A 12,130-nucleotide genomic window follows, 5' to 3' on the forward strand; every position below is an offset into this window, starting at 1 on the left:
TCACATGATCCAAGATCGACCCGTTCCGCACTGCGGAATTTCCCCGTTCAACGATCCGAAAGTGAAGCAAAGGGGAGCCTGAATCATGATCGACATGGCCAAGGTCGCGCGTGCGCGCGGCATTCTGTTCGCCACATTGGCCGTCACCTGCTCGACGGCTGCGCTGGCCCAGGCGGCACAATATCCCGTTACCGGCGCCGCCAGCGCAGAGACGGCAGCGGGAGACGCGGCCGCCGCCGCCTCTCCGTTGCCGGCGGCTACTCCTGCACCGGACGAGGCCGCCGGAGCGCCGGGCCAGAAGCAGATCGAGGAGATCATCGTCACCGGCACCGCGATCCGTGGTGTCGCGCCAGTCGGCTCCGCGACGCTCAATATCGGCCGTGCCGCCATATTGGAGACGGGTGCGCGATCCGCTGGCGATATCATCGCCCAGCTGCCGCAAGGATCGAATATCGGCACCAGCCAGAACAGCACCGGCGGCCGCCAGCAAGGCGTGAACCTCCGCGGCCTGGGCAATAACGCGACGTTGCTGTTGTTCGACGGCCATCGCTGGGTGCCGCAGGGGGTGATCAACCAAGTCTCGGACCCCTCGGTCATCCCCTTCGCTGCGATCGATCGGGTCGAGGTCGTGACGGACGGCGCCTCCGCTATTTACGGATCGGACGCCGTCGCGGGCGTGGTGAACTATATCCTGCGTCGCGACTATGAAGGCGCGGAACTGACCGGGCGCTTCACACACACGCTTTACGACCAGTATCAGGCGGAGGGCGTCGCCGGACACAAATGGTCGACCGGCGGCTTCATGGTCGGCTTCTCTTTCTCCCGCCAGAACCGGGTGAAGCAGAATGCGCGCGATTATCTGCGCTATGATCTGCGGCCTTATGGCGGCAACGATAATCGCTTCATCGGCACCACCGTCTATCCCGGCCAGACGCCGGCACTGATTATCGGATCGACCGTCTACGGTCTGCCCGCGACCAATGGTGCGGTGCCGACGGCCGCGCAGGTGTTGCCGCTCGCGAACCAGCCGACCCTGTACGATCCGGCCGATCTCTACGATTATTTCGCCCAGCGCCTGCAATATTCGGGGCTGCTGCGTTTCCACCAAGACATTGGCGACCATATCGAGCTGCTCTATACCGCGAGCTATAATCGCCGCGAAAACACCGCCCGCGCGCAAGAAGCGCTGCAGAATCTTTCGATCACCGTGGCGCCTTCTAGCCCTTATTATATCCGCGGCCTGCCCAATCCGACGGCGAACCAGACGCTCGTATATAATATTGGCCTGAATTTTCCGGGCGTTCCGCTCGACCAGAAGAATTATGAGGAGACGTTCAACAACACGCTGGATCTGCGTGCGGATCTGGGCCGCAATTTCCAGTTGAAAAGCTATGCCAGCTGGGGCGTTTCCACCGGCTGCAACGTCTGCCAGCCACAGGCGAACACGACGATCGCGGCCATCATTACGCGGGATCGGGTCGCATCCTTCAATCCTTATCTGACCGGGCCCCAGGATGGCGCTCTGCCGCTGATCGCCGCCTTCCTGCAGGAAGGGCGCATCCGCCAGTTCGATACCGTGTCCAAGATCGACGGTCCGCTGTTCGATCTGCCGGCAGGATCGGTCCGCATCGCGGCGGGCGGCGAATACACCAGCTACGCCTTCAGCCTGACCGCGCAGAACAAGCTGAACCTCAACAACGCCTATCAGATCTCGCGCCAGACGAGCAGCAAGCGCGGCGTATGGTCGGGCTTCGGCGAAGTGTTCGTTCCTGTCTTCGGGCCGGAGAATGCGATACCGTTCGTCCAGCGCTTCGATATCAGCGCTGCGGTGCGCTATGATCGCTATTCCGACGCGGGCAGCACCACCAACCCGAAGTTCGGCATCACCTGGAAGCCGATCCCCGATCTCACGCTGCGGGGCAGCTGGGGCACATCCTTCCGCGCGCCGACCCTGATCGAATCCAACCCCGCCACCGTCGGCCAGACCAACCGTGCCTACGTGGCGAACGGTGCGGGCGATCCCGCCATTGCGGTGACGCTCCCGGCGACCGGACAGAGCGCCGTACTCTCGCGTACGGGCAATACGGCGGGGCTGCGGCCGGAATCGGCGCATGTCTGGTCGCTCGGCGCCGATCTGACACCGCGCTTCGCGCCGACGCTGAAGCTCGGCATCACCTATTACAACGTCAATTATAAGGATCGGATCGAGAATCTGCCGAACCAGACGCTCGCCATATCCAGCGCGGCCAACCGCGATCTCTATCGCGACTATTTCATCGTCGCGCCGCAGCCGACGACCTGCGTGAACGGCAATTACGCCACCTATAATCCGGCCTATCTGCCCTTCCTCAACGATCGCAATGCCGTCTTCACGCCCAGCACGATCAACGATTGCACGCTGACCGGGATCATCAACGGCGGCCGCCAGAATCTGGGCAACGTCAAGCAGAGCGGGCTCGATTTCACGGCGAACTACACGCTGCAGACCGATCTCGGAAAGTTCACGATCGGCGGAAATTACTCGAAGATCCTAAACCTCAAGAAGAATCTGACCTCGACCGGCCCGCTGTTCGACGCGCTGGATACCTATGGCTTCCAGGTCAGCAATCGCGGGCGTGGCAATATCGGCTATTCGCGCGGCGGCTTCACCGCCAACGTCTACGCCAATTACATCGGCTCCTATCTCAACAATGCGACGATCACGGTGGCCGGCGTGAAGCTGCCGGATAGCAAGGTGCCGGCTTGGACGACCTTCGACCTGAGCCTTTCCTATCGGATGCCAGATGATGCGTCGGGCGTGCTGGAGGGCACGCGCTTCAGCCTCAACGTCCAGAATTTCACCGACAAGGCGCCGCCGATCGTGCTGGTCGGGACGGTGGGCACGACCGGTGTGGATACCAACAACCACAACATATTCGGTCGGATCTGGACGTTCGAGATCACCAAGAAATTCTGACCCGATCCTCTCCCGGATCGATCACTTCCCCGGCCGTCGTGCCGGGGATTTTTTTGCGTGTCGCGCGGCCGCGTTGCAATTGGCGATGGCTGTCGTAAACATGAACCAGACGGTACATCGAGCGGCCCGCAACGACGGGACCGGCGCCAGCCACGGCGCCCCGCCGGAGCCGTGGCGAGGAGGATGTATGCTAGAGGCGCGGTTCTGGTCCACCGAGGGCGCGCAGGGTGATCGGGTCGATTACTGGCGCAACGCCATCTGCGAGGCGATCTTCGAACTCGATTTCGATTCCACCGCGAGCGCGATGGACGCGCGGCTCAGTCAGTTCGAAATCGGGGCGGTCAAGCTCAGTACCGTTTCGATCAGTGCGGCCCATGAAGTGATCCGGTCGCGCGAAGCGATCGCGCGCAACAATCTGCCGCGCTTCAACCTCAATTATATCCGTCGCGGCAGTTGGACGGTCGAGCATTGCGGGCATGATATCGCGCTGTCGCCCGGCGAACTGGTCCTGCTCGACAATCGTCAGCCCTATCGCGTGCGATCCAGCGAGGGGGCGGATCATGTCTGCGTTCACCTGCCGATCGAATGGCTGCGCTGCTGGATTCCGCAGCCTGAAGATGCGGTGGCCCGCCCGATCCGGATCGGCACGCCCTGGCGCGCGGTGCTGGCGGCGGCACTGGACGATGCGCCGCTGATCGCGGACGCAGCGCCGGGCAACGATAATCTTTGCGCGGACCAGATTGCGGGCGCGCTGGCGCTGGCCGTCGGCCCGGCGCGCAGCATGAACACGACGCATACGCGGCTCATCTATCTGCGGATCCAGCGCGCCATGTGCGACATGTTCCACGATCATGATCTGGATGCGGGCCGGGTCGCGGCCGCGCTCGGCATCTCGCCGCGCTATCTGCACAAGATCCTGGCGCGGGAGCAAACGACCTACGGGCGGGAGCTGATCCGCATCCGGCTGGAGCGGGCCTCGACGATGCTGCGCGATCGGCGCTTCGATGCGCTGTCGGTCGCGGATGTCGGCTGGCGCTGCGGCTTCTGCGACGCGAGCCATTTTTCGAAGCGTTTCCGCGATGCCTATGGCGTTACACCGGGCGCGTTTCGTGCGGCGCTTCAGGGGATGCCCGCCTCGGCCCACTGATCGTGCGGAAGGGCACTCCCATGAAAATGTGCACGCAGGACCAGCGGCGTGCGGGCGGTCCCTCCTTATTGTTCATCCCGGAAGCTGCCGTCCGCGCGGCTCGAAAAGGGAAGGATGGGGTGCATGGCGCTCGCTGGGGAGGCATTCGTCATCATGTGGCATGATATTAGCGAGGAAGGTGATGCCGAATATAATCAATGGCATACACGCCAGCACATGCCCGAACGGATCGATCTGCCGGGTTTCCTGCGTTCGCGTCGCGGCGTGAACCGCGCGCTCGATCGGCAACGCTATTTCACGCTTTATGAGGGAGATTCCCTCGAAACCTTCCTTTCGCCCGAATATGCGCGAAGCCTGAATTTTCCCACGGAATGGACGACGCGGGTGGCGCCGAGCTTCCGCAACTTCCTCCGGACCGCCTGCAGCGTGACGAATACGGGCGGGCAGGGCATTGGTGGCGGGATCGCCACGCTGCGGGCGTCATTGCCCGAGGGCGTGACCGAGGCGGAAACGCTGGAGCGGCTGGCGCCGATCATCGAGGAGATCGCCGCGCTGCCCTCGGTTACCGCCGTCCATGTAGGCTGCGACCGCACGGCGTTCGCGGGCGGAGCGACCAGAGAGACGGAACTGCGCCCGGCGATGAGCGAGCCACGGTTCGACCTTGTGGTGGTGGTAGAGGGGATTGGTCTGGCAGAGCTGGCGGCGGACGAGCCCGCGATGATGGCGGCCGTTACGCGCAGCCGGTGCCGTGACGTCATCGCCCAGAGCTACGACGTCGCCTATATTCTCGCCCGGCCCGGCCTGTGACCGCGCGAGCCGCCCCGGCTGTCTCGGCCGATCCGCGCCGCGCGACGAAGGCGCGTTACGGTGTGCTCGCGCTGATCGCGATCGCGACGATGATCAACTATCTGGACCGGACCTTGCTGAGCGTCGCGGCGCCGCAGATGGCGAAGGATCTCGCGCTGGCGCCGGCTACGCTTGGCATCGTCTTCTCGGCTTTCTCCTGGAGCTATGCCGCCGCCCAGATTCCGGGCGGGCTGGTGCTGGACAGGCTGGGGACGCGCGTCACCTATTTCCTGTCGGTCACGATCTGGTCGACGCTCACGGCGCTGCAGGGGGCGGTGACGGGCCTCGGTACTCTGCTCGCCACGCGGCTTGGCCTCGGCATTGCAGAGGCGCCGTGCTTCCCGGCCAACAGCCGCGTGCTGGTGACCTGGTTCCCCCGCGCCGAGCGGGCACGCGCCAACAGTGTCTATTCGGTCGGCATGTATTTCGGCATCGCTTTCATGAGCCCACTCCTGTTCTGGATCACGGCCACGTTTGGCTGGCGCGTGCTGTTCGTGAGCGTGGGGGCGATCGGCGTGCTGTTCGGCTTCGCCTGGTGGCGGCTCTATCGCGAACCGGGCGAGCATCCGACCGTTAACGCCGCCGAGCTGGATCTGATCGAGCGGGATGGGGGCATGACGGCACCGCCTGCCAAGGTGGCGTTCAGCTGGGCGAACATCTCTGCGTTGATGGGGCGTCGGCAGATCCTCGGCGCCTCGATCGGCCAGTTTGCCACCAATTCGACGCTTGTCTTCTTCCTCACCTGGTTTCCCACCTATCTCGCTGTGGAGCGCAAGATGGCGTGGATCAGCGTGGGCTTCTATGCAGTGCTACCCTTCATCGCCGCATCGGTTGGCGTGCTGATCGGCGGCCAACTTTCGGACTGGCTCGTGCGGCGGACAGGATCTCTCACGATCGGACGGAAGCTGCCTGTCGTCGCCGGGCTTTTTCTGTCCTCGACGATCGTGTCGGCCATCTTTCTGAAGAGCGATGCCGCCGTGATCTTCGTGATGTCGGTAGCCTTCTTCGGGCAGGGAATCTCCAATCTCGGCTGGACGCTCATTTCCGAAGTCGCGCCCGTGAACATGATCGGGCTCACCGGCGGTCTCTTCAATCTGTGCACCAATCTGGCGGGGATCGTGACGCCGATCGTGATCGGAATCGCGGTGCAGCAGACGGGCTCCTTCTTCGGGGGGCTCGTCTATATCGGTGCGATGGCTGCGCTGGGCGTGCTGTCCTACATCTTTATCGTTGGCCCGATCGAGAGGCTCGAACTGTGATGAGCGAAACCGGGAACTCGGCTGTGGGAATATGCGCGCGTGGCCTTGCAGCGGCGCTGGCCTTGTCGCTGCTCACGCCAGCATTTGCCGAGCCACCGCCTGTTCTGGGGCAGGACAAGGACGAGACCGGAAAACCTCTGCCGTTCGGGCGCCCGGCATATCGGCCTCCCTCCACCCCTCTCGGCACCGGCCCGTTCAGGGCCGTGATGACCGAGGATCCGGGGCTGCCGGATCACACGCTTTATTATCCGAAGGATCTGGCAAAGGCTGGTAAGTTGCCGATCGTCACATGGGGCAACGGCGCCTGCATCAACGCCGGCAATCGCTTCCGTATCTTTCTCACGGAAATGGCGAGCCACGGATATCTGATCATCTCGGGTGGCCCGATCGCAGCGGCGAAATATGAAGTGGGGCCTCAGGAGAATCCGCCAGTGCCGGCTCCCGGATCGCCGCCGGCCCCGCCGCCATCGCCCCCGCTGCCCGCAGATCCGAAGCCAGGCGACGCAATAGGGCGCAACACGGTGCCGCAGCTGATCGCCGCGATCGATTGGGCAGTGGCTGAGAACGAGCGGCCCGGGTCGAAATTATATCATCGGCTGGATGTGCAGGCGATCGGCGTCGCGGGCCAATCCTGCGGTGGCTCCCTGGCCGCACAGGTGTCAGCCGATCCCCGGATCAAGGCGACCATCCTCTTTTCGGGGACTCCACGCCTTGGCCCCACCGCGCCTGCTCCGGGTCGACTGCCCGCACCCGACCCGAAAGCGGTGCTGGATGCCATTCACGCGCCCACGCTGATCCTGGCAGGCGATGCGGAGCATGACATCGCCCATGCCCCAAGTTTGGAGGCGGCCGCCTATCTGAAGCGCGTGCCGGTCTTCGCAGCATGGCAGAGCGGTCTTACGCACATCGGCACTTACGGTGCGGCCCATGGCGGGCAGCTCGCCCGGTTGGGCTGGCAGTGGTTCGATTGGCGCTTGAAGGGGGATGGAAGAGCCGCCGCCGTGTTCCGTGGGCAAAATTGCGTGCTCTGCGTTGAGAGCGGCTGGCACATAACCAAAGGTAGGATTGACTGAAGCGCTGGCTGGCATTCGCGAAGACGTCGTGCCGCTCAAGATTATCGGAATGTTTTCGGCTACGGAGTACGCCGCGACGATGTCTTTTCTCATACCGGGGCGGGCCACGCCATCATCGATGTGAATTCGGCTTGGACTGTGCCGAACGTATGCTCGCATCTCAGCTAATAGCGGTAACCGCCCCCTGACCGTGTTCGCAATGCGCCGTCAAACCTGCGGCCGGATAGACATTAACTAACGTCCGGTTTCGGGAAATGGTCGAGAGGCGTTGAGAGTCTGCTTCTGGGTCTTTTCGGGTCAATGCCGTCCAAGATGCCGCTCCGACATGTAGCGGCCGGGGGACGTTCCCAGCACCTTCCGAAACATGGTCACAAAACTCGGCACGCTCTCGTAGCCGAGTGAAGCGGCGACCCGCTGAATGGAAGCACCTTCAGCCAGCGCCTGCACGGCCAGCATAACCGCAAATTGCTGTCGCCATCGCCCGAAGCTGAGCCCGGTCTCGCGCGCGATCAGGCGCACCATGGTTCGACTGCTCATGCCGATGCGCCGGGCCCACTCCTCCAGTGAGCCCCGATCAGCCGGCGAGGCCGTCATCAGTTCGGCCATTCGGCGCAGCCGCGGATCGGCAGGCATCGGCAGATGCAGATCCTCGATCTTAGCTGCAGAAAGCTCATCGAGCAGAACTGCGACGAGGTTCGAAGTGCGATCGTCCGGTTCATAGAACGCGGGCAGCTCCGCCAGGCGCGCGATGACCTCGCAAAGAAGAGGGGTAACCGACACGGCGCAACAGGTGGAAGGCAGGCCTCTGCCGACTGTCGGATCAATGAAGGAGTTCAGTCCGTCGAGTATCCCGACGGCCCGGATCGCGTGTCGCGCTTCTCCGGGTATCCAGATGGCGCTGCGTGGCGGGACGATCCACAGCCCATTCTCCACTTCGCAGGAAAGCGCGCCGCGTCGCACCACAATGATCTGCCCCTTGGCATGGCTGTGTGGCTGTAGCTCGATCTGGCCGAAGTCGTTCGAGATGAAGCCATAGGTGACCACAGGGCGAGGCACCTCGTCTGGATCGATCCACTCCGTCTCATGCGACACGTCGGTCAGCATCGGCACAGCGGGCTTCCTCTCTAATGCCAGAGTTTGGCGAGAATGAATAACATGATGTCCATCCTTCGGAATGACGCCATGGCTGCCGCCGACTATCCGATTGGGATCGACCGGTCGAGGCTCTGATGGCCTCAGCGATAGGGAGACGAATCTTGAACAGTTTGCACAGTGATCGCGTAGCCGCGCTTCTCGAAAAACTGCACCGCGATGCAGATGCTGCAGACCACGAGCATATCACAGCCATGATGGAGCGGATTGATGCGCCGGGTGTCACCGTGGAAGCGGTTGCAGGTGATCTCATAGCGGAAGAGCGGAGAGATTATCGGGCGATCTATCGGGGCTATGCCAACAATTTTCTCGCCGTGTCGCCGGATTATGGTCGCTTCCTCTATATGACCACACGCGCGTGTCGCGCCAGGAGCATCGTGGAATTCGGCACGTCGATGGGCGTTTCGGCGATCTACCTTGCGGCGGCTTTGCGGGACAATGGCGGCGGCCTGTTGATTGGCACAGAAATCGAATCCGCCAAAGCCGACCGCGCTCGTGCCAACCTGGTCGAGGCTGGTCTTGCCGACTTGGTGGAGATCCGCGAAGGCGATGCCTTGGAGACGTTGAAGGATGTCGAAGGGGAGGTGGATATGCTCCATCTCGACGGTGCCTTTTCACTCTATCTAGCGGTCTTCCGCCTGCTTGAGCCCCGTCTTCGGCCCGGCACGGTGATCCTTGGCGAAAACGCGTTCGAGCCCGAATATCTCGACTATGTCCGGTCCCCGGCGAACGGCTATCTGTCGCAATCGCTCCCGTTCGAGGAGGGACGCGGCAACGAACTGACCGTGAGGACCGCCTGATGCTCGACGCAGGGTCGCCCGAACGCCCGACCACGAAGGCTTCCGGCCGGTTGAGCCAGGTTTTGATGCGGCTGTTGATGCGGCGCGCGACGATCGCCGCCGCTGAGCCTCTGCCCGGCCGGTTTCATCTGATCACTCTCGAAGGGGAGGGGCTTCGGGACATTGCGTGGACCCCTGGCCAGAAGGTGCAGGTGGCGATGGGCTCGGCATTCGTCGCCCGGACCTACACGCCAATGACATGGAACGCAGACGCCGGACGGACCTGCATTCTCGGCTACGCTCATGGTTCGGGGCCTGGCAGCGACTGGATCCGCACTGTTCGGCCGGGAGATGAATGCGATCTGTTCAGTCCTCGCAAATCTCTTGATATCAGCCTGATCACCGCCCCGCTCATGGTCTTCGGCGACGAAACCTCACTCGCGTTGGCTTACGCGCTGGCTCAGCCGGATCCCGATCGCGCGGTCACCTGCCACTTCGAGGTCGCCGACGCGCGGGCGACCCAAGAGGTCCTCCAGCAACTCGGGCTCGTCAGCGCATACCTGTATCCGCGGGCTCATGACGATCGTCATCTGGCGGAATTGGAAGCAGCCATCTCCCGCCAGTTAGCCGGTGATCCCGTGTTCGTGCTCACCGGTCGGGCCGCGGCGGTGCAGCGCCTTCACCGGCATCTGAGGCTGGCCGGGGTCGCAGCGGCCAGGATACACACCAAGGCCTATTGGGCACCTGGAAAGACCGGAATGGACTGATCTATGGCGCACTTGCCAATACGGCAGAGGCCGAGGAGCGGGCGTCAAGAATCGCTGTTGGCGCCAACACTCGCTGAAGCCTCGCGATATCACGCACGATCGCGCGCGTCCGAGCGGAAGCTATGGTCTGCGTGAGGGCTGGCACGGTAGCCCCGCCCTGATCAGCGACAGCTTCCTGGGAGCGGGCAGGGCGCACTATAAATCTGGAAATCTGGGAATGGATTTTGGCGCCGTCCCAAGCGTCGACGTCGCCAGCCTTCAGGCTGGCGTTGTTGATGAGGTTCGCGCTGAATCGACGCCCGCCCGCTTTGGGCGCTACCCGCACGCCGTCACCGCCGGCCTCAACCGAAGCGCACTCCGGTCAAATTCTCAGAGACATTCCAGAGCCTCGTTGCGACCGCGACGTCGAGCGCCTGTGGCGGTATCCGTGCCACGGCGGGCGGGCCGCGCGTCTCGCCGAGGTTCCTCGGGCCGTAATATCCGCCAGGCACAGCCTCCGGGGAGGTCGCCGCGAAAAGGGTCGGCAGGGCGCCCTGCGCCACCGGCTGGAAAAGGAACCACAGCAGCGATCGGGCCAGCCCCACCGCGCTCCAGCGACCCGGAGCATTGTGCAACAGATCGGTCCGGGCGACCCCCGGATGCGCGCCGATGCTGGTCAAACCCCATCGGCTGCTATCGCTGCGCCGTTGCAACTCCAGACTGAACATCAGACACAGGAGCTTGGACTGGCTGTAGCTCACCATGGGCCGATAGCTCGCGCTAGCATTAAGGTCGTCGAAGTCGATCGCGCCGTTTCGGGCCGCGACGCTCGACAGCGTGACCACCCGGGATCCTGCGGTACTACGGAGAAGCGGGAGCAGCCGGCCGGTCAGTGCAAAATGGCCAAGATAGTTGGTGCCGAGCTGCAATTCGAACCCATCGTCGGTCTGCTGCCGCTGTGGCGGCACCATGACGCCGGCATTGTTGATGAGCAGATCGAGCCGGTCATATCGCTCGACGAACCGGTCGGCGAAGGCAGCCACCGAGGCGAGACTGGACAGATCGAGCCGTTCGAACCGGATCTTCGCGCCCGGCACCGCCATATTTATCCGCGCAATCGCATCGGCCCCCTTGGCGGAATTGCGCCCCGCAACGATCACCTCCGCCCCCGCGCGTGTCAGCGCCAAGGCGTCTTCATAGCCCAAGCCGCCGGTGCCGGTGATGACGGCGACGCGACCCGCCTGCGGTGGAATATCGGATGCCGTCCAATTCGCCACGATCCGCCTTTCAAGAAATCTGCACTCGGTGTAAGATATTCATATTTACACTGAGTGCAAGTTTAAAGGCGAATGACGAAAAGCAGCACCATCGCAGCATCGGAGGGCGTGCGGGCGCGCAAGCGTCGCGAGACGCGCGCGCGGATCACTGAGGCAGGCATCTGTCTGTTCCTGCAAAAGGGCTATGACGCGACCACGCTTGACGACATAGCGACGCAAGCCGGCATTTCCCGGCGCAATTTCTTTCATTATTTCAAATCGAAGGACGAGATCCTCCTCTCGCTCCAGAGTGGAATGGGCGATATGATCGTCGACGCGCTCGGCGATCAGTCTTCCGCGCAACGCCCACTTGAGGCGGTGCGAAACGCGGTGATCAAGGTCTGTGCGACCATCCCCGCCGACGAGATGATCGCGATCGACGAATTGATGCGAACCAATCCGGTCGTGCAGGCGCGCAAACGGGCGAGCATGATCGAGCACGAAGCGACGCTCTATGCGGCGCTGCGCGAGAAATGGCCGACGCCCGATCAGGCAATCCGGTTGCGGATGGTGGCGATGATGGCGCTTGGGGCGATCCGCCTCGCCACCGACGCGCTTCATCGCGAAGGCGGCAAGCGTCCGTTTACCGACCTGCTTGCAGAGAATTTTTCCGCCCTGCTCGACGAGGTCTGACCGATTGCCGGAAAGACTTTCCGAAGCCCGATGCCGAGATCACATCCGTTTCGCATCGCCCACGCCGGCAATTGCCTGGACTGGAAAATGATCTTTCGTCGGGCACGGCGCGGCAAACGATCGCTAAGCGTCCACACATGGATCGTTGTTGCCGCGGCCAAGCCCGTCAGGGCTTCACGAACCGGAGGGCGAAGCGGTCTGTGTTGCCCTTGATAGAAGGATC

10 protein-coding genes and 1 pseudogene are annotated in these 12,130 nt (G+C 63.1%); 9 read left to right on the forward strand and 2 right to left on the reverse strand.

Going from position 1 to position 12,130, the window contains the following annotated elements; translation table 11 throughout:
• Nucleotides 1-85: 85 nt before the first annotated feature.
• The 5 genes from HL653_RS17260 (at nt 86) to HL653_RS17280 (ending at nt 7,281) form a co-directional block, all read left to right on the forward strand.
• A complete protein-coding gene (locus tag HL653_RS17260) occupies nt 86-2,956 on the forward strand; it encodes a TonB-dependent siderophore receptor (RefSeq protein ID WP_171745613.1) in 2,871 nt (956 codons plus the stop codon).
• 187 nt (nt 2,957-3,143) lie between these two features.
• Entirely contained in the window at nt 3,144-4,103 is a 960-nt protein-coding gene (locus HL653_RS17265) for an AraC family transcriptional regulator (protein ID WP_171745614.1), read from the forward strand.
• 123 nt (nt 4,104-4,226) lie between these two features.
• Nucleotides 4,227-4,910 carry a hypothetical protein gene (locus tag HL653_RS17270; RefSeq protein WP_171745615.1) on the forward strand — a complete coding sequence of 228 codons (684 nt, stop codon included), beginning with the start codon at nt 4,227-4,229 and terminating at the stop codon, nt 4,908-4,910.
• Nucleotides 4,907-6,208: an MFS transporter gene (locus tag HL653_RS17275; protein ID WP_216599892.1), complete on the forward strand. Its 1,302-nt coding sequence runs from the start codon at nt 4,907-4,909 to the stop codon at nt 6,206-6,208. The genes HL653_RS17270 and HL653_RS17275 overlap by 4 nt, the downstream gene beginning before the upstream one ends.
• A gap of 206 nt (nt 6,209-6,414) precedes the next feature.
• The gene (locus HL653_RS17280) at nt 6,415-7,281 is read left to right on the forward strand and encodes a S9 family peptidase (RefSeq protein ID WP_171745616.1); all 867 of its coding nucleotides are present in this window, start codon (nt 6,415-6,417) and stop codon (nt 7,279-7,281) included.
• A gap of 297 nt (nt 7,282-7,578) precedes the next feature.
• Here HL653_RS17280 and HL653_RS17285 read toward each other — a convergent pair whose 3' ends face one another.
• Nucleotides 7,579-8,385, reverse strand: a complete 807-nt coding sequence (locus tag HL653_RS17285) for a helix-turn-helix domain-containing protein (protein WP_253718124.1) — start codon at nt 8,383-8,385, stop codon at nt 7,579-7,581.
• A 152-nt stretch (nt 8,386-8,537) separates the two neighbouring features.
• Between HL653_RS17285 and HL653_RS17290 the strand changes: the two genes are divergently transcribed.
• Both HL653_RS17290 and HL653_RS17295 read left to right on the forward strand, forming a co-directional pair.
• Entirely contained in the window at nt 8,538-9,233 is a 696-nt protein-coding gene (locus tag HL653_RS17290; protein WP_171745618.1) for an O-methyltransferase, read from the forward strand.
• Entirely contained in the window at nt 9,233-9,979 is a 747-nt protein-coding gene (locus tag HL653_RS17295; RefSeq protein ID WP_171745619.1) for a siderophore-interacting protein, read from the forward strand. Before HL653_RS17290 ends, HL653_RS17295 begins: the two co-directional genes overlap by 1 nt.
• Nucleotides 9,980-10,320: 341 nt before the next feature.
• On the opposite strand, the gene HL653_RS17300 is transcribed toward HL653_RS17295, so the two are convergent.
• A complete protein-coding gene (locus tag HL653_RS17300; protein WP_171745620.1) occupies nt 10,321-11,235 on the reverse strand; it encodes an oxidoreductase in 915 nt (304 codons plus the stop codon).
• A gap of 72 nt (nt 11,236-11,307) precedes the next feature.
• Between HL653_RS17300 and HL653_RS24320 the strand changes: the two are divergent.
• Nucleotides 11,308-11,457: pseudogene (locus HL653_RS24320) on the forward strand (TetR family transcriptional regulator); the annotation flags it as partial.
• 81 nt (nt 11,458-11,538) lie between these two features.
• Nucleotides 11,539-11,907: a hypothetical protein gene (locus HL653_RS24325; RefSeq protein ID WP_253718125.1), complete on the forward strand. Its 369-nt coding sequence runs from the start codon at nt 11,539-11,541 to the stop codon at nt 11,905-11,907.
• Nucleotides 11,908-12,130 lie beyond the last annotated feature (223 nt).

Origin of the sequence: Sphingomonas sp. AP4-R1 (assembly GCF_013113735.1) — a bacterium.
Lineage (GTDB): Bacteria > Pseudomonadota > Alphaproteobacteria > Sphingomonadales > Sphingomonadaceae > Sphingomonas_I.